General features: G+C 36.6%; 22 protein-coding genes. 14 read left to right on the top strand and 8 right to left on the bottom strand.

What is annotated here, in order from left to right:
* Positions 1-30 precede the first annotated feature (30 nt).
* From bcp to WC623_RS00455, 4 genes are all read right to left on the bottom strand, one after another.
* Positions 31-495 (bottom strand): thioredoxin-dependent thiol peroxidase, encoded by a 465-nt coding sequence (gene bcp, locus WC623_RS00470; protein ID WP_372847582.1) that lies wholly within the window; start codon positions 493-495, stop codon positions 31-33.
* A 4-nt stretch (positions 496-499) separates the two neighbouring features.
* A complete protein-coding gene (locus WC623_RS00465; protein ID WP_372847581.1) occupies positions 500-2,224 on the bottom strand; it encodes a M23 family metallopeptidase in 1,725 nt (574 codons plus the stop codon).
* A 5-nt stretch (positions 2,225-2,229) separates the two neighbouring features.
* Complete coding sequence (locus WC623_RS00460; RefSeq protein WP_372847580.1) at positions 2,230-2,841, bottom strand: fumarylacetoacetate hydrolase family protein; 612 nt, start codon at positions 2,839-2,841, stop codon at positions 2,230-2,232.
* 91 nt (positions 2,842-2,932) lie between these two features.
* Positions 2,933-3,394, bottom strand: coding sequence for a T9SS type A sorting domain-containing protein (locus tag WC623_RS00455; protein ID WP_372847579.1), 462 nt, complete (start codon positions 3,392-3,394; stop codon positions 2,933-2,935).
* A gap of 276 nt (positions 3,395-3,670) precedes the next feature.
* On the opposite strand from WC623_RS00455, the gene WC623_RS00450 reads away from it, so the two are divergent.
* A complete protein-coding gene (locus WC623_RS00450; RefSeq protein WP_372847578.1) occupies positions 3,671-5,623 on the top strand; it encodes a KUP/HAK/KT family potassium transporter in 1,953 nt (650 codons plus the stop codon).
* 229 nt (positions 5,624-5,852) lie between these two features.
* Here the strand turns inward: WC623_RS00450 and WC623_RS00445 are convergent, their stop codons facing one another.
* From WC623_RS00445 to yihA, 4 genes are read right to left on the bottom strand one after another with little or no spacing between them, the layout of a single operon-like run.
* The gene (locus WC623_RS00445; RefSeq protein WP_372847577.1) at positions 5,853-7,811 is read right to left on the bottom strand and encodes an amino acid permease; all 1,959 of its coding nucleotides are present in this window, start codon (positions 7,809-7,811) and stop codon (positions 5,853-5,855) included.
* A gap of 3 nt (positions 7,812-7,814) precedes the next feature.
* The gene (locus WC623_RS00440) at positions 7,815-9,530 is read right to left on the bottom strand and encodes a M3 family oligoendopeptidase (RefSeq protein WP_372847576.1); all 1,716 of its coding nucleotides are present in this window, start codon (positions 9,528-9,530) and stop codon (positions 7,815-7,817) included.
* A gap of 5 nt (positions 9,531-9,535) precedes the next feature.
* Complete coding sequence (locus WC623_RS00435) at positions 9,536-10,402, bottom strand: UbiA-like polyprenyltransferase (protein WP_372847575.1); 867 nt, start codon at positions 10,400-10,402, stop codon at positions 9,536-9,538.
* A 12-nt stretch (positions 10,403-10,414) separates the two neighbouring features.
* Positions 10,415-11,044: a ribosome biogenesis GTP-binding protein YihA/YsxC gene (gene yihA / locus WC623_RS00430; protein WP_372847574.1), complete on the bottom strand. Its 630-nt coding sequence runs from the start codon at positions 11,042-11,044 to the stop codon at positions 10,415-10,417.
* A gap of 52 nt (positions 11,045-11,096) precedes the next feature.
* Between yihA and ubiE the strand changes: the two genes are divergently transcribed.
* The 13 genes from ubiE to murI all read left to right on the top strand — a co-directional run bounded on the left by ubiE (position 11,097) and on the right by murI (position 22,639).
* Positions 11,097-11,828 (top strand): bifunctional demethylmenaquinone methyltransferase/2-methoxy-6-polyprenyl-1,4-benzoquinol methylase UbiE, encoded by a 732-nt coding sequence (gene ubiE / locus WC623_RS00425; RefSeq protein WP_372847573.1) that lies wholly within the window; start codon positions 11,097-11,099, stop codon positions 11,826-11,828.
* A 35-nt stretch (positions 11,829-11,863) separates the two neighbouring features.
* Positions 11,864-12,601 (top strand): outer membrane beta-barrel protein, encoded by a 738-nt coding sequence (locus WC623_RS00420; RefSeq protein WP_372847572.1) that lies wholly within the window; start codon positions 11,864-11,866, stop codon positions 12,599-12,601.
* A 108-nt stretch (positions 12,602-12,709) separates the two neighbouring features.
* Positions 12,710-13,465 carry an SDR family NAD(P)-dependent oxidoreductase gene (locus tag WC623_RS00415; protein ID WP_372847571.1) on the top strand — a complete coding sequence of 252 codons (756 nt, stop codon included), beginning with the start codon at positions 12,710-12,712 and terminating at the stop codon, positions 13,463-13,465.
* Between the two features lie 10 nt (positions 13,466-13,475).
* Positions 13,476-13,922 (top strand): GatB/YqeY domain-containing protein, encoded by a 447-nt coding sequence (locus tag WC623_RS00410; RefSeq protein WP_372847570.1) that lies wholly within the window; start codon positions 13,476-13,478, stop codon positions 13,920-13,922.
* A gap of 118 nt (positions 13,923-14,040) precedes the next feature.
* Complete coding sequence (locus WC623_RS00405) at positions 14,041-14,805, top strand: alpha/beta fold hydrolase (RefSeq protein ID WP_372847569.1); 765 nt, start codon at positions 14,041-14,043, stop codon at positions 14,803-14,805.
* A 2-nt stretch (positions 14,806-14,807) separates the two neighbouring features.
* Positions 14,808-15,470, top strand: coding sequence for a CBS domain-containing protein (locus WC623_RS00400; RefSeq protein WP_372847568.1), 663 nt, complete (start codon positions 14,808-14,810; stop codon positions 15,468-15,470).
* A gap of 35 nt (positions 15,471-15,505) precedes the next feature.
* Complete coding sequence (locus tag WC623_RS00395; protein WP_372847567.1) at positions 15,506-16,387, top strand: NAD kinase; 882 nt, start codon at positions 15,506-15,508, stop codon at positions 16,385-16,387.
* A gap of 1 nt (position 16,388) precedes the next feature.
* The gene (locus tag WC623_RS00390; protein WP_372847566.1) at positions 16,389-17,201 is read left to right on the top strand and encodes a DUF6089 family protein; all 813 of its coding nucleotides are present in this window, start codon (positions 16,389-16,391) and stop codon (positions 17,199-17,201) included.
* A gap of 18 nt (positions 17,202-17,219) precedes the next feature.
* Complete coding sequence (locus WC623_RS00385) at positions 17,220-17,960, top strand: isoprenyl transferase (protein WP_372847565.1); 741 nt, start codon at positions 17,220-17,222, stop codon at positions 17,958-17,960.
* Between the two features lie 63 nt (positions 17,961-18,023).
* Positions 18,024-20,591 (top strand): outer membrane protein assembly factor, encoded by a 2,568-nt coding sequence (locus WC623_RS00380; RefSeq protein ID WP_372847564.1) that lies wholly within the window; start codon positions 18,024-18,026, stop codon positions 20,589-20,591.
* Between the two features lie 25 nt (positions 20,592-20,616).
* Positions 20,617-21,147 (top strand): OmpH family outer membrane protein, encoded by a 531-nt coding sequence (locus WC623_RS00375; protein ID WP_372847563.1) that lies wholly within the window; start codon positions 20,617-20,619, stop codon positions 21,145-21,147.
* 43 nt (positions 21,148-21,190) lie between these two features.
* Positions 21,191-21,748 (top strand): OmpH family outer membrane protein, encoded by a 558-nt coding sequence (locus WC623_RS00370; RefSeq protein ID WP_372847562.1) that lies wholly within the window; start codon positions 21,191-21,193, stop codon positions 21,746-21,748.
* A 60-nt stretch (positions 21,749-21,808) separates the two neighbouring features.
* Positions 21,809-22,639 carry a glutamate racemase gene (gene murI / locus WC623_RS00365; protein ID WP_372847561.1) on the top strand — a complete coding sequence of 277 codons (831 nt, stop codon included), beginning with the start codon at positions 21,809-21,811 and terminating at the stop codon, positions 22,637-22,639.
* Positions 22,640-22,880 lie beyond the last annotated feature (241 nt).

Raw genomic sequence — 22,880 nt, 5'->3', positions numbered from 1 at the left:
TATGCCTTTCTAATAAGGCATATTTTAGTGTTATTTGTCGAGTAATTCCAGAACCTGAGCGGTTGGATTCTTAGAATCAACTTTCTTTATGATGTGAATGATATCACCATTTTCATCAATGATAAAAGTAGTTCTGTGGGTACCCATATATTTTTTTCCATACATGTTCTTTTCTCCCCAGACTCCATAATCCTGTACAATTTTCTGATCTGTATCTGCAAGTAATGTAAAGGGCAGATCGTATTTAGTAATGAACTTCTGATGTGATTTTTCATCATCCACACTTACACCTAAAACAACAATACCTTTGGTTGTAAGACCTGCGTAATTATCTCTGAAATCACAAGCTTCTGCTGTACATCCCGGCGTGTTATCTTTAGGGTAAAAATAAAGAACTACAGTTTTTCCTTTAAACTGCTCCAGGCTTACCGCATTGCCGTTCTGATCTTTCGCAGAAATTGCGGGGGCTTTCTGACCTTCTTTTAATTCGCTCATAATGCTATTTGTAAAAAGTAATTGAATAGTTTTTAATGTTGTCTTTCATGTCCGTAACAATAATTTCCAACGTATGTTTTCCAGGGGCCGTACTTTCATCAAAAGTATGCCATAAGGAGGCCGATTTGGTGTCAAATTCCATCAATATCCACTTGCCATCAATATATCCATTAAAGTTTTTAATCCCCGAAAGGTTATCTCTGATTTTGAATGACATTTTACTGATGCCAGCCATGTTTTTGCCATTTTCTATGTTAACTGGTGTAATGGTAGGAGGGATGGTGTCAATAGAGATGAAAAAACTACCAAAGTTACGCGGTTTGGCTTTCACATATCCATTTTCAAAATAACCACCCTGAGATGCTCTTCCTGTGTTTACAATAACAGCTTTATTTTTATATGGCAATAAGGTGCTATCAGCTTTTATCCACAGTTCAAAACCCGTATGTAAAGGAGTTAGATTGTTATGGATCTGGTGTACGGACGAGTAAGCATTTAATGCTGGTTTAGGTAACTTTTTATAGACAAAATTCAAATCATTGTATAAACTGCCTTTAGGGATTATGACCTTTACTTCATCATTGTTAAACTCATTGGCAAGCCCATAAGCAAAGTTTAATCCTGCATTTTTAGGTTCTGGTGTATCTATTATAGAACTCGCATTTGATTGTACATTAAAAGCTAAAGTGCTTTTATTTCCTTTGCTATCGGTAATGGTATATTTCATTTGATGCAATTTGCCATCATTAAAAGTTATACGGCCATTGTTAACCAGATTATAATAGATTTTTAGAGGATTCCCTGGATCTACAAAGCTCTTTTGAATACTCTTTTTAGTATTTATATAAGTAGGATAGTCAATATGTGAATTGATTCCTTTACTGTTTTCAAATGAAAATCTTTCTAAAGCGGAAGTGTAAACATATTTTCCGTCCATTTCAAGCTCAATTGAATAAACGCCATTTGTCCCTGATAAACCATTATGTCTGTCTGTCGTAATGACTCCAAAACCTACTTCACCTCCTAGTGTAATGGTGCTTACTTTGTTTAAGTGGTATTTCCCATTTGCACCGAGAACCTGGAAATACTGTTTAGGAACAGATTCATTAAATGGTTTGTTGTTTAATCTATACACATACATAGAGTGGATAACAGGGGGGATGTTATCAGGTATTTCAAGGCCAAAAAGCTGTGGGTTAATGGTTGCTTCAGTTTTTGTATCTCTAATTTCAAAATGTAAATGCGGGCCGCCTGAACTACCAGAATTTCCTGTGTAAGCAATAACATCACCTTTACGGACAGGAATTAATTGAGCATTGGGGAACTCATCTATTTCATATGATTTTTTCTGATACTGTATGCTTTTAACCTGTTGTGCTATTTTTGGTCCAAATCTTTGCAAATGCCCATAAACAGACGTATAGCCATTTGGATGATTTATGTATAAAGCCAGACCGAATCCACTATTTTGAACACGTAGTCTTGATATATATCCATCAGCTATGGCGTACACCGGGTAACCTTCACGCTGGTTGGTACGATAATCCATTCCAGAATGGAAGTGATTACCACGGATTTCACCGAATGAACCCGACAGGGCCGCTGGCGTAATGTCAAGAGGTGATCTGAAATCTACAAGCGGGTACTTATTGTTACTAAATATTTGCTGACTAAAAACCGGTAATGAAAATAAGGTTGCAATGAGCAGCAGGAAATGTTTTCTAATCATCAATGCTATTTTATATCAAAATTAAGTAATTGGCGTCCTTGCAGCCAGGCTTCCAGTTTGTCGCCCTGTTTCACTTGTCCAACTCCTTCTGGTGTTCCTGTATAGATTAAATCTCCCTTCTTTAGTGTGATGTATTGAGATACAAAACTGATGATCTTTTCAAATGAAAAAAGAATATCCCGGGTATTACCATTTTGCCTGGTTTCATTATTAATTTTTAATTCAAAGGACAAGTCATATAAGTTCTCAATATCTGCTTTAGGGATAAAGTTACTTACTGCTGCAGAGTGGTCAAATGACTTAGCGAGCTCCCATGGTAACCCTTTAGCTTTATGTGCTGTTTGAATATCCCTGGCAGTAAAATCTATTCCTAAGCCAAGTTCTTCATAATATTTAGGTGCAAATTTCTCAGAAATGTGCTTTCCTTCTTTGCATATTTTTAAAACGACCTCAAGCTCATAGTGGATGTCTGATGAGAAATCGGGAATATAAAAGGGTTTATTGTCTTTTAACAGAGCTGTATCTGGTTTTAAAAAGATGACAGGCTTGTCCGGGATCGGGTTATTTAATTCTTTTGCGTGTTCGGCATAGTTGCGACCTATGGCAATTATCTTCATGCTGGATATTTTAAATGATGTAGCTACAAGGATTAAGCCACTATGGGATCAAAAATACAAAAGAAATAAATGGGGAGCAATTGTACAGAGACTATAAAACGGAGATTCGTTTTACAACGGTTTCATTCCCTGACATAATTTTCAGGAAATAAATTCCGGCATTTAAGCGGTTTGGAATGGTATAGCTTTTTGTTTGTTCACCTGCAGGAATACGTTCATTGGCAAGTGTTACAATTTCATTCCCTAACAAGTCCATTATTTTAACTGAAAGATTAGATTCTCTATCCATACGAAGAATCAGGTTAATCTGATCATCTACCGGATTAGGATATACCTTTACAACGGTAAGAATTTTTTCAGGTTTAATATTGTTTGAAACTTTGTTGTTTGAAACCAGGTCATTGTATGGAACATACCCAAAGTTGTATTTAGGTTTGTAAGTAGGCACACTTCCTTTAATTTGAGGAGTCTTATTGATCTTTTTAGATCTTACTCCAACAGCCGAACTATCTGCTTTTTGACCAAAAACACTAACGCTGCACAAAACACTCATGCATATTATGCAAGAAATGTTCAGGAGAGCCGCTATTTTTCGTTGTATCTTCATGTTTGGTATTGCCAAAAATATAAATAATAAAATAAAATAATCAATGAATTCATCTACTATTTTAACATTTAACAATATTTAACATGTTTAGCCGTTTAATATCGTTTTATATTTTTGAAAATGTTTGATATCTTCTTAAACATTAATGGATTGAATTTTGTTTATTTACTGTACTTTTGCCCGCTACTTAATTAAAATAGTATAAAATCATAACGTTATATAGTGTCAACTCATAAGAATTTTAACGCGCTTTCAGCTGGTGGTTTATTAGTTAGTTTAGGGATTGTATATGGTGATATTGGAACTTCGCCTCTTTATACACTTAAGGCAATTTTTAATGCTGTAGTTGGAGGCGGACAAGTGGTTACTCCAGACTTGGTATTAGGTGCCTTATCATGTATAATATGGACACTAACACTTCAGACCACGATCAAATATGTCCTTATAACTTTAAGAGCGGATAATAAAGGAGAGGGAGGAATTTTTTCACTTTATTCCCTGGTGCGAAAAAATGCTAAATGGTTGGTTATTCCTGCAGTTGTGGGTGGTTGTGCTTTGCTCGCAGATGGAATTATCACACCCAGTATTACAGTGACCTCTGCCATTGAAGGTCTTCAGCTAAAATTTCCTACAGTAAGTGTAATTCCTATTGTTATAGCGATTATAACTGGATTATTTATCATCCAGCAATTTGGAACCAACCTTGTAGGTAAGCTGTTTGGTCCAATTATGTTTTTATGGTTCGGAGCTTTAGGTGTATTGGGAATGTTATTTGTAGTTCAGGATTTATCGATCTTTAAAGCATTAAATCCATATTATGCTTTTAATTTGCTGGTAGATAACCCTATGGCTTTATTAATCCTCGGAGGGGTCTTCCTATGTACTACAGGGGCGGAAGCTTTATATTCGGATATGGGACACTGTGGGCGTTCTAATATTAGAATTAGCTGGATCTTTGTTAAGATTATGCTTATTCTGAACTATTTGGGGCAGGGTGTATGGATTTTACATCATGGTAATTATGATACGGGCTTAAATCCGTTTTTCGAAATTGTCCCGGCACCATATCTATTGTTTATGGTTGCTTTGGCAACAGTTGCTGCGGTGATTGCTAGTCAGGCCATGATCACAGGTTCATTTACATTGATTTCTGAGGCCGTAAGACTAAATCTATGGCCAAAAGTAAGAATCAATTATCCAAGTAACCAGAAAGGACAAATCTATGTGCCTTCTATCAACTGGATCCTATGGGCAGGTTGTATTGCTGTTGTTTTAATATTTCAAAATTCAGGTGCAATGGAAGGCGCCTATGGTTTAGCTATCAATGTTACTTTCTTATCAACAACGATATTGATCGCTGCTTATATGAAGCGCAAAAAGGTACCTGTTTATGTGATAGGAATATTCCTGACTATATATTTATTGCTGGAGCTTACCTTCCTGGTAGGTAACATGTCTAAGTTCTTTCATGGTGGATGGGTAACTGTGCTGATCGGTTCAGCATTATTCACGGTAATGTGGAGCTGGTATGTCTCGAGGAAGATTAAAAATAGATTCGTTAAGTATGTGGAGATTGAGGATTATTACCAGATCATCAGTGAGCTAAGCGAAGATATCTCTGTTCCAAAATATTCTTCTCAATTGGTTTATTTAACCAGTGCCAACTTTAAAACTGAGATTGAATCAAAAATCATCTATTCAATTATACAAAAGGAACCTAAAAGAGCTGATGTTTACTGGCTGGTTCACGTAGATGTAGTAGATGAGCCCTTTACTAAAGATTACAAAGTTGAATTTTTAATTCCTGGCAAATTAATCAGGATAGATTTTAAGCTTGGATTTAGAGTTGAGCAGCGTGTGAACCTTTTGTTTAGAAAAGTGGTTGAGGAATTGGTGAAGAATGGTGAAGTTGATATCACCAGTCAATACACTTCTTTAAATAAACATAAAATTGCCGGCGATTTCCGTTTTGTACTTTTAGAAAAGCATTTGTCTAGATTCTCTAAACTAAGTTTTTACGAACGTAGTATTATGGATTATTATTTCATTCTTAAGCGCTTGAGTCTTTCTGAAGAACGAAGTTTTGGATTGGATTCCAGTTATGTTGATGTGGAAAAGGTTCCGTTGATTTTTGTCACTCCTGACGATATTGAATTGAACAGGTTACCTGTCTAGGTAGGTCATTTCAATATTTCTTAACTTTATCTTTATACAAATAAGGCTCCGGGAGGAGCCTTGTTGTCTGACCCTCCGATCAGAAAACTATAGGGATAATTAGGAAGGCGATATTAAGCTCAATTTTACGTATGCTAACACATAAAAGAGCAATAAGTTATACGTTAAAATTCGTTTGCCTAATGTAAAGATATATTCTCAAAATACGACTATAACAATAAAAATATTTCTAAATGTGAACTTTTTCTGTATTGAGTTTGCTATGTTTATATCCATACAGGAAATAAACAACTAGGCCTACAACCAACCAGATACCGAAACCTATCCAATTGGAAATTCCAAGCTCACACATCATATAAAGGCAACTCAGTAAACCTAGTACGGGGATAAGGGATAGGTTTTTAGTGATACAGTAATAAGTAATCACAACACTGATAAATAAGAAAATCCACATTGGGATTTTATGTCTGAACAGTTCCCAACCTGTTTCATATTTTTTTAGTGGACTTATGGCCGAGTTGTCTATAAAATTTTGGTATTCCTGTTCAGTTAAGCGGTTTAGATAAGCCTCTGCATCAACATCGTTGTTTGAGCGTATGCCGACCTTTATATTAGCATCAACAATTTCTTGTTTAATAATTCCTCTTTCTGAATCATTTAGAGAGGTCACAATCCTTATTGGGTCATTAATTACCGGGGTATTAAAAATAAAAGATTTAGTTTCTTTTTCATAAGATGTAAATCCTACAGCTATCAAAGCCAGAAAAATAACCGGTATTACATATTTAGCATTTACATAGGGAGTTTTGAATTTACCTCTTTTAACATCTGGTCTGTTCTGCAATACCAGTACCCCTGCACAAACCAGTACAAAAGCGAATAATGTACCGATAGAACACAGATCAGTTACAATTGTAAGATTCATAAACAAAGAAGGCACGGCAACCACAAAGCCAACCACAATAGTAGAAAAGGAAGGTGTTTTATATTTAGGATGGATCTTCGAAAATGACTTAGGCAGTAATCCATCTCTGCTCATACTCATCCAAATTCTTGGTTGGCCCATTTGAAAGACCAGCAATACACTAGCCATTGCAAAAACTGCGCTGACTGCAATAATGCCGCTCATCAATTTTAGGTCTATCTGATCAAATACAAACGCCAGGGGATCACCTACTGCCAGTAGTTTATAATTTACGATACCTGTCAGAACAAGAGCGATTGCTACATACAATACCGTACAAATGATAATGGCCCACATCATTCCACGTGGCAAATCGCGTTGTGGGTTTTTACATTCTTCAGCCGTTGTTGATATGGCATCAAAGCCTATATAAGCGAAGAATACAGCAGATACTCCTTTTAAAACCCCTGAAACTCCATTCGGTGCAAAAGGATTCCAGTTTTCTGTATCTACATAAAACACTCCAACAGCAAGAACGAGCATAATAACTGCCAGTTTTACAATAACCATGGCATTGCTCGCATTTCTGGATTCTTTCATTCCTCTGTATACCAGCCAGGTAATAAAGATGATGATTCCTAATGCAGGTAAATCAGCAACCAGATGAAAACTGCCAATTTTGGGCGCTGTCATCCAGGCATTATTTGCTAGTCTTGTTGCATCATCAAGATTGGCAAAGCTTTTACCAGCGTTGATCAATGCTTCAGCATGTTTATGTCCATTGTAAGCAGTCAGATAGTCCATTGTCATCCAATCAGGCAGATGAATTCCTTTAATTCCTAATGCCGGAATATGTATGGAAGAGAGGAGTCCTGTAAAATAATCAGACCAGGAAATAGCCACCGTAATATTGCCTATGGCATATTCCATAATTAAGGACCAGCCAATAACCCAGGCTACAACCTCGCCAAATGCAACGTAAGAATAAGTATAAGCACTACCCGAAACTGGTACCATTGAAGCAAACTCTGCATAAGCAAATGCTGCAAAGCTACAGGCAATAGCCGTAAAGATGAATAAGAATATGACAGCCGGGCCACCATCGGCACTAGCTTTTCCAATTGTACTAAAAATACCTGCTCCAATAATGGCGGCGATACCAAAGGCGGTAAGGTCTCTTACCCCAAGCGTTTTGTGCAATGATGAACCATGTTCACCATAACCCTTTTCGGCATCCGCCAGTATTTTATCTATTGATTTTTTACGAAGCAGTTTTTGAAGCATAAGCTAGTTTAGTTTTTCTAATTCTTCTTTAACAAAAGATGCAAGTTGATCAATGTAATCAAGACTGAAGTCGAATTTGATGCCAGCAGTTTCGTAAATCTCATTAATAGGTTTGGTATAACCTAAAGCAAGTGCATCAAGGTATTGTTGTAATGCCTTTTGTGGATTTTCTTTATAGTTTTTCCAGATAGCTATGGCACCTAGTTGAGCAATTGCGTATTCAATATAATAAAAAGGCACTTCAAATAGGTGAAGTTGCTTTTGCCAGATATTACCGAATTCTTTCTCCAGGTCGTCCCAATTCGCAAAACCACTTCCAAACCTGGTATAAATTTGTTTAAATGCCTCTTCACGATCGGTAGCATTATGACCAGGATTGGTATATATCCAATGTTGAAATTGGTCTATTACTGCAACCCAGGGAAGTGTTTTAAGTACGTCGGCCAGTTGTTCTTTCTTTGCCCGTATCAGATCTTCTTCGTTGTCGAAATAAATATCCCAGTTATCCATAGATATTAACTCCATGCTCATAGAAGCTAGTTCAGCTACTTCAGAAGGACAATGTTTAAAATCGTTCAGTTCCAGGTTGGCAGTCAGAAAAGTATGAATGGCGTGTCCACCCTCATGTACCATTGTGGTCAAATCTCTGAATGAGTTAGCCGAATTCATGAAAATGAAAGGCGCACCAGTTTCTGCCAATGGATAGTTGTATCCACCCGGGGCTTTACCTTTTCTACTTTCTACATCAAACAATTGATTAGCTTTCATAATCAAAAGCATCTGTCCCAGTTTAGGGTCAATTGCATTAAAACAAGCAATCGTTTTGTCGATTAACTCTTCACCATTTTTAAATGGTTTTAATGCTGCTTTACCTGTTGTACTTACATCCATGTCCCAAGGTTTCAGAACTTCAATGTTAAGCAGTTCTGCTCTCTTTTCAGCTTGTTCTTTTAAAATCGGAACGATTTTCTTTTCAATAGCTTCATGGAATTCATAGCACTCTTTTGGCGTATAGTCAAACCTGCCCAATGCCTGGAACATGTAGTCCCTGTAGTTCTCAAAGCCAGCATTTAATGCTACCTGGTGGCGCATGCCTATCAGTTCATCAAACAACATGTTTAAGTCGTCTTTATCAACAATGCGGCGTTGCTGTACTGTTTCCCATGCCTGTTGTCTGACAGATCTGTCAGTATCTTTAATAAAGTTGGCGGCTTGTTCAAGTGTATATTCTTGTCCGTTTATGGTAACAGTCATTGCACCTGTAATGCCCTGATATTTTTGTTGACTGACTTGTAATTGGGTTAGCAATTCAACGTTTTCTTCGCGATAAATTTCAAGTGCTTTCCTGATTGCTCTGATGTAAACGAAATATTTGTCATGATCCAGTTCTTCAATAAAAGGACTGTTGTTAAACTTCTGATTCAGTAAGTTCGCAACTGGCGAAATTTTAGGCTCAATCTCTGTGGCAAAGTATTGAAAGTTTTTAACGAGTTCTTCATTTGCCGTATCACAGCTCATACGGATATAACGCCAGGCAAAGTCTTCTTCTAAAGCAGCTTCCAGTTCACTTTTATCTTTAAGCCATTGCTCCAGCTCAATCACATCATTAATCGGGCGTTCCAGCAATTCGTTAAATAAAGGTTCAAGATTCTTCCATTCAATCTGAAGGTCCTGAGGGATGTAGTTTCTTATTTTCTTGGGTATGCTTAGGTTGATCATTGGATCTAAAAATTATAATGAGTTCTTAAAAAAGCGTCCAGCAAAAAGCAGATCGCAAAAAATACAGAGGCATAACCATTAGCTGTCATAAAAGCCCTGTTAACCTTACTGAGGTCGTTAGGTTTTACCAATAGATGCTGATAAATTAACATCATGCAAAAGAAGGCTACACCAATATAATATACCCAGCTAAAACTACTGAAAAAGATAGGAAGTATTACACATATTGCAGATAAAACATGCAGAAAAACTGATAGGTTTAAAGCGTTTTTTACACCTAATGCAGTTGGAATAGAGTGTAGTTTTTCACCTTTGTCAAAATCTTCATCCTGCAGCGCATAGATAATGTCGAACCCACTAACCCAAAAAAGCACTGCAAAAGAATAAAATAAAGGTACAATGTTAAATACCCCTGTTACTGCTATATATGCCCCAATAGGTGCAAGAGCAAGGCCGAGACCAAGTACCAGGTGGCATAATGCCGTAAATCTTTTGGTATAACTATAAAATAAGACTACAAACAAGGCTATGGGAGATAAATAAAAGCATAGGTTATTGATGAAAAATGTAGTCGCAGTAAAAAGAACACAATTGATAATCACAAATGTCAGGGCTTCTTTCGCTGATATTTTACCAGCTGGAATATCACGCATTTTTGTGCGCGGGTTTTTAGCGTCTATATCTCTATCCAGGTACCTGTTAAAAGCCATAGCTGCATTACGGGCAAAGACCATACATAACAGCACAAGTACTAATTTCAGCCAGTTAAAGGGATTGTCAGTAGTTGTTACACCCAGAAAAAAACCAATCATAGCAAATGGTAATGCAAAGATTGAATGTGCAAACAGTACCAACGAAAAATACTTCTTCATGTAAAATTTTAATTAAAAACCTGGAGATGATGATAAGTCAGGCATAACGAAATCCTTGTTTACCTCTTCAATAAACTCGAGTACTTTATCTTTACCCTGACCTTTTTCTGCTGAGGTTACAAAATAAGGAGGGATTTCTTCGAACCATCCTGAAAGCTCTTTTTTGAAAAGTGCCACATTTTTATCTGTCTTAACAGCAGATTGTTTATCGGCTTTCGTAAAAATCAATGCGAAAGGGACTTGAATTTCTCCCATCCAGCAGCAAAACTCAAGATCAATCTTTTGTGGTTCTAACCTGCTATCGATCAATACAAATACACACTGCAGACTTTCACGTTTGGTGATGTAATTACGGATAAATTTCTCCCAGCTTTCTCTGCTGGTTTTGGAAACTTTGGCATAGCCATATCCAGGTAAATCTACAATATACCATTTCTCATTAATCAAAAAGTGATTAATAAGTTGGGTTTTACCTGGTCTTTGCGATGTTTTAGCAAGTCCATGCTGGTTTACCAGCATATTGATCAATGAGGATTTTCCTACATTTGAACGTCCGATAAAAGCATATTCGGGCATGTTTGCGGTAGGTAGTGCCGAAACCTTTGTATTACTACAAATAAATGTTGCTGATTTTATAATCATTTGACAAAGGTAGAAAATTAGTTTTCAACAATACTTATCTTTGCGGCTTACTATGAACGAAAACATTACACCCTACCAATCTCAAAATGCTACCAAGAAAGAACAGGTGGCTACAATGTTCAATAATATATCTGGAACTTATGATTTTTTAAATCATTTTCTTTCTTTAGGTATTGATGTTTTATGGAGGAAAAAGGCAATTAAGGAACTTAAATCCATTAAACCCAGGGTTATGTTGGATGTAGCGACAGGTACTGGTGATTTTGCTTTTGAAGCCATTAATATATTAGAACCCGAAAAAATTATCGGGGTAGATATTTCCGAAGGGATGCTTGATGTAGCAAGAAAAAAAATCACTGATCGTAATTTGCAGCATATTTTTTCTGTTCAGATGGGTGACTCTGAAGGATTGCAGTTCTCTGATGATCATTTTGATGCCATAATTGTAGCTTTTGGGGTAAGAAATTATCAGAATCTTGAAAAGGGACTGGCGGATATGTACCGTGTATTAAAACCTGAAGGTAAAATTGTTATTCTAGAATTTTCCAAGCCAAGGGCATTCCCGGTTAAACAAGGATATAATTTTTATTCAAACAAGGTGCTTCCTTTTTTTGGAAGAATGTTCTCTAAAGATAAAAGTGCTTATACTTATTTGCCTGAATCTGTTGCCGCTTTTCCTGATGGGGATGATTTTATTAAGCTGATGGATAAGGTAGGTTTTAAAAAGAGTAAAGACATTCGACTTACCTTTGGTATATGTGCAATTTACACGGGAATAAAATAAGCTGATTAACTAAAAAGAAGGCTTAATTGAAATAAATGCTGAGCAAAAAAAACTTTTATCTGCTATTTGTAGGTCTAATGGCTATGCAAACTGCCAATGCCCAGAATTGGGGTGGGGGGGTAGATGATGATAATCTGCATTTTGGTTTTACTTTTCAATATGTCTCTTCAGAATTTAAGTTTTTAAAAAAGAGGGACTGGCAGGAGCCTTTTCAATCCGTTGATGAAGGTATACCTTTTACAGGTACACGACTGAGGTCCCTTTCTTCCAAACCCTCTCCGGGCTTTGGAATTGGGTTTGTAGTGAACAAACGTTTAGGAGAGAATGCTGACTTAAGACTTACACCAACACTTGTTTTTAATGACCGTTTGGCTTATTATGAATTTGAGGGGGAGGAAGCCATTATTGAAAAGAAAGTGCAGTCGACAATGGTTGAATTTCCCTTAGGTATCAAATTAAAATCTGACAGGAGGAATAATTTTAGAGCTTACATTATCGGGGGTGCAAAATATTCAATAGACATTGGATCGAAAAAGAGAACCAATGATGCTTCTTTTGGCGCTATGGAGAAATTTCTAAAGAACAAAAAGAACTTCCTGTCTTATGAAGCCGGATTCGGCTTCGATCTTTATTTTGAGTACTTTAAAATGTCTCCCGAACTAAAACTGTCCTACGCCCTGAACGATATCTTGAAGAATGACGCTAGTCCCTATTCAAAGCCTATTGATAAGTTAATGTTACGTCATGTTACCTTCAGTTTATTTTTTGAGTAAGGTGTTGGTGTTAAAAAACAATAGATTCTGGTGAAAAAATTATAGATTTGCTTGTCAGAGATGCCTCGAAGAGGTAAGCGAGGATGACAATGCAAAAATATATACCACATGAAAACGGTACTAATTACAGGAGCAACTTCGGGCATAGGAGCGGCATGTGCACATTTGTTTGCAGCACAGGGATATAATCTAATACTTGTAGCACGAAGAGAAGAATTACTAAAGGAAAATGCTAGACACCTGGCTGATAAGTATGCCGTTGAGGTAAAAAGTATTGTTGCTGATGTAAGAGATTTCGAAAACCTTTCATACGCTTTAGAAACCCTGCCGGCACAATGGAAGAAAGTTAATGTACTGATCAATAATGCCGGACTAAGTCAGGGACTAGACCCTATTCATAAGGGCGAAATTGGTGATTGGGATACCATGATTGATACCAATATTAAAGGATTGCTTTATTCTACTAAAATTGTATCAAACTGGATGGTTGCAGAGCAGACAGGGCATATCATCAATATAGGTTCTATAGCCGGGAAGGAAATTTATCCTAATGGAAATGTATATTGTGCTACCAAACATGCCGTTGATGCTTTGAGTAGAAGTATGCGGATAGATCTACTTACTTATGGCATTAAAGTAACGGCAATACATCCTGGAATGGTTGAAACGGAGTTTTCTAAAGTTCGTTTTAAAGGAGATGAAAGTAGAGCCAAAAAGGTTTATGATGGTGTAGAGCCATTAATAGCAGATGACATTGCAGAGGCGATTTGGTTTGTAGTGAGCAGACCTGCACATGTAAACATTAATGATATGCTGATTATGCCTACTGCACAGGCAACAGGTACGATAATAGATAGAAAATAAATAGAAAACAATGATATCAAATACAATAGATCAAGAAATAAAACAGGCAATGCTGGCTAAAGATCAGGCAAGGTTAAGAGGTTTGAGGGCTATTAAAGCCGCATTGTTATTGGCAAAAACAGAAAAAGGATCTGCTGAAGAAATTACAGAAGAGACTGAGCTGAAATTGTTGCAAAAATTAATAAAGCAAAGAAAAGAATCTGCGGATATTTATAAGCAGCAGGGGAGAGAAGATCTTAGTGTAATCGAAGACGAAGAAATTGCAGTAATCAGCACTTTCCTTCCTAAACAGCTTGATGCAGCAGAAATTGAAGCCATTATTGTAAAATTGATCCAGGATTCAGGTGCTTCATCTGTAAAGGATATGGGTAAAGTAATGGGAATGGCTAATAAAGAGCTGGCAGGTAAGGCAGATGGCAAATTAATTGCTGAATTTGTTAAGAAACACTTGGCATAAAATATGCTAACATAAATTGCAGGAATTCAGTTATTTCATTAAATTAATATATTAAATTACATTAAATTAATTTTACTCTACTAACTTAGTAGCAATAATTATTACACAAAATACATATATGACATACGAAGTAATAGACGAAGGCGGGTTTAAATATATAGAAGCCGGAAAAGGTGAAACCCTGGTATTACTTCATGGATTAATGGGTGAATTGAGCAATTGGGAGCCTGTAATCGATTATTTTAAAGACAGGTATCATATACTTGTACCAATTTTACCAATTTATGAATTGCCTATCCTCACACTTGGGGTAAGGAGTTTATCTAAATACGTTAACAAATTTTTAAAACATAAAAAGCTAAATCAGGCAGTTTTAGTAGGAAACTCACTGGGAGGGCATGTTGGATTGGTATTTACATTGGCACACCAGGAAATGGTGAAAGCTCTTGTACTTACAGGTAGTTCTGGATTATACGAAAATGCTTTTGGGGGATCTTTCCCGAAAAGAGAAAGCTATGACTATATCCGTGAAAAAGTAGAGTTTACTTTTTATGATCCTGCAACTGCTACCAAATCACTGGTAGATGAAGTTTATAAAACAGTAAATGAACGATCAAGAGTAATCAGGATACTGGCTCTGGCAAAGTCGGCAATCAGACATAATATGTCTAAAGATCTTTCCAGAATTACCATTCCTGTATCTTTAATCTGGGGACAACAGGATAAAGTTACACCACCAGAGGTTGCTGAAGAGTTTCATGAACTGTTACCAAATTCAGAGTTAAACTGGGTTGATAAATGCGGACATGCACCGATGATGGAGCGTCCGGAGATTTTTAATGATTATCTGGATAGATTTTTAAATAGAATTTTACTTAAATAATAATGCTGGCAACTGAACTCATATCTAATTCAATCCCTCCATTAAGGACATCAGACACCGTTCAGAAGTCGATGGAAAGGATGACTGAGTTCAAAATTTCTCATTTACCCATTGTGAATGAGAGTCAGTTTCTTGGCCTGCTTGCAGAAGATGAATTAATAGAGGTTAAGGAAGTGGATACACCTATTGGAGATCTGTCATTGGCTCTTTTAAATCCATTTGTATACGAAGATGCACACATTTATGATGTGATCAGATTATTTACCCTGCTAAATTTGTCTGTTGTACCAGTGCTCGATTATAAGAAAAATTATATCGGATTAATTTCCATAAACACTATATTAAGCTACACAGCGGATATTTTTGCAGTGAAAGAACCGGGAGGAATTATTGTCCTTGAAATCAGTAACAGAAATAATTCTCTCGCCCATATGGCGCAAATCGTTGAAGCCGATAATGCCCAAATCCTCTCTTCCTATGTACAGTCATTTCCAGATTCAACAAAACTGGAAGTAACACTGAAAATTAATAAAACAGAACTTTCAGGTATTATCTCTTCTTTTGAACGATATAATTACCAGGTGCAAGCTGTATTTAATAGTACTAAGACAGATGACGGAACTGAAGATAGATTCAATTCTTTTATGAACTATCTGAATATCTAAATAAATAATTATCTACTGATAAAACTAAACATTAAATGAGGATTGCAATTTACGGTAGGGAATTCAATAATAGTGTATTGCCTTATGTTCAGGAAGTTTTTAATGTCCTTGATCAATATAAAACCCCCATACTTGTTTATCAAAAATATCTGGATTTTATAAAAGATAAAATTAAACTTCCAGCACATATAACGGTTTTTACCCAACATGCAGAACTGATTGATCAGACAGATGTGCTGATTAGTTTGGGTGGTGATGGAACTTTGTTAGATACCTTGTCTTTGGTTAGGGATTCAGGAATTCCTGTGATCGGAATTAACTTCGGCAGGTTAGGCTTCCTGGCAAGTATCAATAAAAATGAAATCACAAAGGCAATTGAAGCCTTAAAGAATAAAGAATATTCACTTGATAAACGGACTCTTTTAAGTTTAGAATCTACTTACGGACTGTTTGGAGAAGAGAATTTTGCATTGAATGACATCACAATTCACCGGAGAGACAATTCGGCCATGATGATTATTCACGCTTATATGAATGAAGAGTTTGTCAATTCTTATTGGGCTGATGGTTTGATTATTGCGACTCCAACAGGCTCCACAGCATACTCCTTAAGTTGTGGGGGACCAATTATCTATCCCAGTTCTCAGAACTTTGTCATTACGCCAATTGCACCTCATAATTTAAATGTCAGACCTTTAATTGTGCCTGATGATGTATCTTTGACATTTGAAGTAGAGGCCAGAAGTGCTAAGTTCCTGGTGTCTTGCGATTCAAGAACTGAAACGGTAGACCGATCGGTAAAGGTTACACTTAACAAAGCTAAATTTCACGTGAATTTGATCAGGTTAAACAATGAAGGGTACCTGACAACGTTAAGGAATAAACTACTTTGGGGTATAGATACCCGTAATTATTAACATGCAATATATACGGCATTTCCTTTGGTTAATCACTTTTATGTCTGGAGTTTCAACGGTTTGCGCACAAACTTTTGAGCTCGGAATAGGAGGAGGTGGTGCAGGTTATATTGGCGATCTTAATCAGGATAAGCTTTTAAAAATAAGTGGTTTGTCATTAGGAGGTTATGCAAAGTTAAATATTGATCCATATTGGGCAGTAGGGTTTCATTATACCTACGGGAAGATAAAAGCGAATGATGCTGAATCAGATAACAGCCAGTTCAGAGATCGGAATCTCAATTTTAAAACTCCTTTAAATGAACTGAGTTTACAGGTTGATTTTAATTTTCTGAATTATTTTGCCGGAGGAGGTACCAAGAGGTTTACACCATATATTTTTACAGGAATAGGAGCTGTTTTTTTTAATCCGAAAGGAGTTTATAAAGATGGATCAAACAATGATGTTGAGTATAACCTGAGGTTTTACAATACAGAAGGCCAGGAGCAGGCATACAGAAATTTTGCCTTGACCGTCCCTTATGGAGTTGGGGTTAAGCTGAGGTTAAAAGAGAAATGGGGGCTGTTTTCGCAGATTGGTTATCGGACAGTCTATACGGATTATCTTGACGATGTGAGTGGTAAATATCAAGATCCAATTGTCTGGGATGGTAAGTCTTATCCAGAAATCCGAGAATTTCTTTCAGATCCAACTGATCCCAAAATAGGTGCCCCAGGCATACAAAGAGGCGATTTTAGAAAAAGAGATACATATATGTTTGTAGGTATTGGCATATCTTATACCTTTGTGTCCCAAAAATGTTATACATTTTAAGCATATTTGCGGAAATAAATGGGATTTAAAGAACAAATAGATACTACACGCTTGCCAGAGCATATTGCGATCATCATGGATGGGAATGGCAGATGGGCTAAAAATCAAGGTAAATTCAGGGTGTTTGGCCACGAAAGTGGAGTCTTATCCGTAAAAGATATAGTTGAAGGTTGTGTAGATATAGGTATCAGATATCTTACAGTTTATACTTTTTCAACAGAAAACTGGAACAGGCCTGTTGATGAGGTAAATGCCTTAATGGAATTATTAATTTCAACCATCAATCAGGAAACTGAAACCCTTACTAAAAATAATATCCGGCTTAATGCCATTGGAGATATAGCATCCCTGCCTCAGAAATGTATTGACGATCTGAAAAGTGCTATGGACAAAACTGCAAATAATACCCGTTGTACTTTGACACTGGCTTTAAGCTATAGTGCAAAATGGGAAATTACTCAAGCCGCAAAAAGGCTGGCACAACAGGTAAAAGATCAGAAAATGAGTATTGAAGATATTAATGAAGAGCATTTTGCGGCTCAGTTGAACACGGTAAATATGCCCGATCCGGAATTGATGATCAGAACAAGCGGTGAACATAGAATCAGTAATTTTCTGTTGTGGCAAATGGCCTATACAGAACTTTATTTTACAGAAACCCTTTGGCCAGACTTTAGGAGGGAGGATCTTTTTGAAGCTATCGTAGACTATCAGAAACGCGAACGCCGCTTCGGTAAAATTAGTGAGCAGCTTAACTAATTTTACTTTTAACACTTTTTAACATGTGTTTATAATAACTTAGCATCGATTTTTAGATTGTAAATGAAAAGAATATACCAACTTATATTATTGTTGTTGATTGGGTTACCGTCAATGGCACAAATTACGCGTCCTCAGGTAAACCCTGCAACTCCTACTTTAAAAGTTAAAGGGTTAGATCTCGATTATTTCAATCCTAGAGAGTATGTTATTGGAGGTACTACTTTAACAGGTACAAAGTATCTGGATAAAGAAGTAATTATCACCCTTTCAAAATTGATTCCGGGTGAGCGTGTAGTGCTTCCTGGTGAAGCTACAGCTAATGCAATTAAAAATCTTTGGGCGCAGGGCCTGTTTGACGATATTCAGTTGGATATTGTTAAGCTTGTAGAAGATACCGTATATTTTGATATTGAAGTTGTTGAACGCCCTCGTTTGGGTTCTTTTGAGTTTACAGGAGTTAGTAAGTCGCAGAAGACAGACATCCTTGAAAAATTAAGCGAAAAACCAGGTAAGGCAATCATTAATGATAATTTATATAGCAGTACCACTGCAACCGTTAAAAAGTTCTTATTGGGAAAAGGATATTTCTTTACCAATGTTGAGTATAAAACAAAACCAGATCCAAGTCAGGAGAATAGCGTAATCCTGGAGGTTATTGTCGACAAAGGTCGCAAGGTTAAAGTTCATGAGATTGTTTTCACTGGAAATAAGGACTTTTCATCGAAAAAATTGCGCAAGTTTTTAAAGAAAACTAAACAACAGGCATTTTATAAAGTATTTGGTTCCGGAAAATTCAATAAGGAAAAATATGATGAGGACAAAATAAAGCTGATTGCCAAGATGCACGATAAAGGTTACCGTGATGCGGTAATTTTGAAAGACAGCATTTACCAGTATAGCGACAAAGCTGTTGGAATCAAAATAGACTTATTTGAAGGGCCTAAATATTATTTTGGTAACATCACCTGGGCCGGTAATGCCAAATACACCACAGAGTATTTACAAAGAGCTTTGGGTATTGAAAAAGGAGAAGTATTCAGTGAAGAGAAACTGGAAAAGAAATTAAGAGGTAGTGCGAATGGTGATGACGTTTCTAGTATTTACCTGAATGATGGTTATTTGACTTTTAACGTTGATCCGGTTCAAACCAGGATTTATGGTGATACCGTTGAAATGGAAATGAGAATCTATGAAGGTCCTCAGTATACCAATAATCGTATTACAGTTGTTGGTAACACCATTACAAATGACCGCGTTGTTTTACGTGATATCCGTACTAAGCCAGGAGAGAAATTCTCAAAAGACCTTTTGATTCGTAGTGTGCGTGAGATCGGACAATTGGGTAACTTTGATGAGTCTAAAACAAACCCTATTCCTAAGCCTAATCCGGCAGATGGTACAGTAGATATTGAATATCATGTTGAGGAAAAACCTTCAGACCAGATTGAACTTTCAGGTGGTTTTGGTGGTGGTAACATCATCGGTACATTGGGTTTAACATTTAACAACTTCTCATTAAGAAATCTGTTTAATTTAAGTGCTTACAAACCTTTACCAAAAGGAGACGGACAGAAATTAAGTTTACGTGGACAAACAAATGGTAAGTTCTATCAGTCATATAGTTTCTCTTTCTCTGAGCCATGGTTAGGTGGTAAAAAACCAATCAGCTTTGGAATCAGTGCCTTTACTTCATTGCAGTCTAACGGCGGAAGAAGTTATTACGGTACAATTGAGGAATCAAGCAGTCAATATTCTAAAATTCGTTTAAATGGTGTTACTGTTAGTTTAGGTAGAAGATTGAACTTCCCTGATAACTACTTCCAGTTGGTACACGCTGTTAACGCACAACAGTATATCCTGAATAACTACGGTGGTTTCTTATTTAGCACTGGTACTTCATATAACTTTAACTTAACCCAGGAACTGAGCAGGGATTCAAGAGATTCCCCAATCTTCCCTACAGGTGGTTCATTCTTTAAATTTACAATTCAGGCAACACCTCCATATTCCTTGTTGAACAATGTGAATTATGAGACTGCCTCAGATAAGGAACGTTATAAATTTACTGAGTACCACAAATGGAAATTTGAATCACAATGGTTCCAAAGATTAGCTGGTAAGTTTGTCGTAAAAGCACAGGCGCAGTTTGGTTTCTTAGGATCATATAACAGTGCAGTTGGACAGTCGGCATTTGAGAGATTTAAGTTAGGTGGTGATGGTATGCAAGGCTTTGACTTCCTTCAGGGATCAGAATTGATCGCTATGCGTGGATATGCCAATAACTCTGTAATTCCAGTAGGTGCAAACCCTAATATCGCTCAGCAATCAGGTAGTCCAATCTTTACAAAATATGTAATGGAGGTAAGATATCCGGTAATTGCAAGTCAGCAGGCAACAGCGTTTTTAGTAGCCTTTGCTGAAGGTGGTAATACATGGGATAAGTTTTCGGACTTTAATCCGTTTAATGTTAGGCGTTCGGCAGGTTTTGGAGCGAAGATATTTTTACCGATATTTGGATTGTTAGGCATCGATTGGGGTTATGGATTTGATAAAATCCCTGGTTCACCGGATGCAAATAAAGGACAGTTCCACTTCAGTATTGCTCAACAGCTTGGAGGATTTAACTAACTCTATTAATTTAAAAGATTCAGATATGAAAAAGTATATTATAATTTGCATCTTGCTATTCGTAAGCATTGGTGCATCTGCTCAGAAGTTTGCTTATGTAGATACAGAGTATATCTTGAAACATTTGCCAGACTATAAGTCGTCATTAAACCAGTTAAATGTTTTGTCGCAACAATGGCAAAAACAGGTCGACAATAATTTTGTTGAGATTGATAAAATGTACAAAGCTTATCAGGCAGATCAGGTTTTGCTGACAGATGAGATGCGCAAAAGAAGAGAGAACGAGATTATAGAAAAGGAAAAACAAGCGAAAGAATTTCAGCGCAAGGTTTTTGGCCCTGAAGGGGACTTATTCCAAGCGAGGACAAAATTGCTGAATCCAATTCAGGAGAGTGTAACCAAAGCGGTAGCCGAAATTGCAAAAGCTAAAATGCTTGATTTCATTTTCGACAAAAGTAGTGAGGCTACAATGATGATTTATGCCAGTACTGGTTACGATGTGAGTAACGATGTAATTAAAAAGTTGGGATATAAGCCTGATTCAGCAATAAAATAAATATATTAAACATAAATTAGAAACAATTATTAATACAAATAGAATGAGAAAGTTAATTAGCGCATTTTTTTTAGCAGCAGGATTATTGTTTACTGCTAACATTGCAAATGCACAACAAAAACTCGCACACTTAAACTCTGCAGTAATCATTGAGGCGATGCCAGAGGTTAAAACAGCACGTGGAACATTAGAGACTATTCAGAAAGCTAAACAAGGCGAGATTGAAAAAATGATCACTGAGTACCAAAGCAAACTTAAAGCAGCTCAAGACAAAGAAAAAACAATGAGTGAGGCTAATAAAGAAGTAGTGGGTAAAGAATTACAAACTATGGGTGCTGAACTTCAGGATCTTGAAAAACGTATTACTGACGCAAGAACTAAAGCACAACAAGAATTAGAAGCTAAAAATGCTGAATTGTTTAACCCTATTCAAGTTAAAGCTGATAATGCAATTAAAGCTGTTTCTAAAGAAAAAGGTTTTGCTTATGTATTTGATACTGCAAACCAGGCTTTGATTTATTGGGATGGTGGTGAAGACATCACAAATGCTGTGAAAACTAAATTAGGTATCTCTACTACAACAGCTGCACCTAAGAAATAATAATAAATATAATTAAATTGCGGGACTGAGTCATAAAACTCAGTCCCGTTTTTTTTTACAATGAACATTCAACAATCAATAGGGGTATTCGATTCTGGCTATGGCGGATTAACCGTTTTCAAGTCTATTGCCAGGAAACTGCCTGAATACAATTATATTTATTTCGGTGATAATGCACGCACACCATACGGGGATCACTCTTTTGAAACGATTTATCAATATACACTTGAATGTGTAGAATGGTTATTTGCACAAGGTTGTCCATTGGTGATACTTGCCTGCAATACTGCGTCAGCAAAAGCACTACGTTCAATACAGCAAAATATATTGCCATTCAAATACCCTGATCATAGAGTCTTAGGTGTAATAAGGCCAACAGCAGAAATTGTGGGAGATTTTACAAATACCAAAAGTATAGGTGTAATGGGGACTCGTGGTACCGTTAATTCGGAATCTTATCTCATGGAAATCAATAAGTTTTTTCCAGATATAAAAGTAGCACAGCAAAGCTGTCCGATGTGGGTTCCGCTGATCGAAAACGATGAACACCGAAATTCTGGTGCTGACTATTTTGTAAAGAAATATGTAGATCAGCTGCTGGCTAAGGATGAGCATATTGATTGCATTGTGCTTGCTTGTACACATTACCCATTATTAGTCCCTAAGATAAAAGAAGTGCTGCCAAAGCATATCAGTTTATTGGCGCAGGATGATATTGTAGCAGATAGCCTGGCTTTGTATTTACAGCATCATCCGGAAATAGAAAGCAAAATCTCTAAACAAGGACAGCAGCATTTTTTTACTTCAGGAGATCCGAAAGCATTTGACGCGAGTGCATCTATCTTTTTTGGAAAGCAAATTGTTTCTGAACATGCATCGTTCTTAAAATAAAAGTTTCTGATGATGATCCTTTAATACCCCTTTGGGGGCTGTCGTGTAAAAATTACATAATGTTGACTTGCTAAAAGATTAAAAAGGAAAAGCTTTTTAATTATCTATAACCTATTAAATATGGCCGTAACAGGCTGTATAGCTGGTTTTTGATTTTTATCCTATTAATCTTATCAAGATTTTCTTTCCATTTCTTTCTAGGTTCTGATAATTATTAACGGTAAATTTGCGGCTCAAATAG

Origin of the sequence: Pedobacter sp. (assembly GCF_041645105.1) — a bacterium.
GTDB lineage: Bacteria > Bacteroidota > Bacteroidia > Sphingobacteriales > Sphingobacteriaceae > Pedobacter.
Note: the sequence above shows the minus strand (reverse complement) of the source record. Positions and strands in the feature narration are given on the sequence as shown.

Bases quoted from the DNA above. Each gene is read 5' to 3' on its own strand.
- bcp (WP_372847582.1), bottom strand. From the start codon at position 495: ATGAGCGAATTAAAAGAAGGTCAGAAAGCCCCCGCAATTTCTGCGAAA.
- WC623_RS00465 (WP_372847581.1), bottom strand. From the start codon at position 2,224: ATGATTAGAAAACATTTCCTGCTGCTCATTGCAACCTTATTTTCATTA.
- WC623_RS00460 (WP_372847580.1), bottom strand. From the start codon at position 2,841: ATGAAGATAATTGCCATAGGTCGCAACTATGCCGAACACGCAAAAGAA.
- WC623_RS00455 (WP_372847579.1), bottom strand. From the start codon at position 3,394: ATGAGTGTTTTGTGCAGCGTTAGTGTTTTTGGTCAAAAAGCAGATAGT.
- WC623_RS00445 (WP_372847577.1), bottom strand. From the start codon at position 7,811: ATGCTTCAAAAACTGCTTCGTAAAAAATCAATAGATAAAATACTGGCG.
- WC623_RS00440 (WP_372847576.1), bottom strand. From the start codon at position 9,530: ATGATCAACCTAAGCATACCCAAGAAAATAAGAAACTACATCCCTCAG.
- WC623_RS00435 (WP_372847575.1), bottom strand. From the start codon at position 10,402: ATGAAGAAGTATTTTTCGTTGGTACTGTTTGCACATTCAATCTTTGCA.
- yihA (WP_372847574.1), bottom strand. From the start codon at position 11,044: ATGATTATAAAATCAGCAACATTTATTTGTAGTAATACAAAGGTTTCG.
- ubiE (WP_372847573.1), top strand. From the start codon at position 11,097: ATGAACGAAAACATTACACCCTACCAATCTCAAAATGCTACCAAGAAA.
- WC623_RS00420 (WP_372847572.1), top strand. From the start codon at position 11,864: ATGCTGAGCAAAAAAAACTTTTATCTGCTATTTGTAGGTCTAATGGCT.
- WC623_RS00415 (WP_372847571.1), top strand. From the start codon at position 12,710: ATGAAAACGGTACTAATTACAGGAGCAACTTCGGGCATAGGAGCGGCA.
- WC623_RS00410 (WP_372847570.1), top strand. From the start codon at position 13,476: ATGATATCAAATACAATAGATCAAGAAATAAAACAGGCAATGCTGGCT.
- WC623_RS00405 (WP_372847569.1), top strand. From the start codon at position 14,041: ATGACATACGAAGTAATAGACGAAGGCGGGTTTAAATATATAGAAGCC.
- WC623_RS00400 (WP_372847568.1), top strand. From the start codon at position 14,808: ATGCTGGCAACTGAACTCATATCTAATTCAATCCCTCCATTAAGGACA.
- WC623_RS00395 (WP_372847567.1), top strand. From the start codon at position 15,506: ATGAGGATTGCAATTTACGGTAGGGAATTCAATAATAGTGTATTGCCT.
- WC623_RS00390 (WP_372847566.1), top strand. From the start codon at position 16,389: ATGCAATATATACGGCATTTCCTTTGGTTAATCACTTTTATGTCTGGA.
- WC623_RS00385 (WP_372847565.1), top strand. From the start codon at position 17,220: ATGGGATTTAAAGAACAAATAGATACTACACGCTTGCCAGAGCATATT.
- WC623_RS00380 (WP_372847564.1), top strand. From the start codon at position 18,024: ATGAAAAGAATATACCAACTTATATTATTGTTGTTGATTGGGTTACCG.
- WC623_RS00375 (WP_372847563.1), top strand. From the start codon at position 20,617: ATGAAAAAGTATATTATAATTTGCATCTTGCTATTCGTAAGCATTGGT.
- WC623_RS00370 (WP_372847562.1), top strand. From the start codon at position 21,191: ATGAGAAAGTTAATTAGCGCATTTTTTTTAGCAGCAGGATTATTGTTT.
- murI (WP_372847561.1), top strand. From the start codon at position 21,809: ATGAACATTCAACAATCAATAGGGGTATTCGATTCTGGCTATGGCGGA.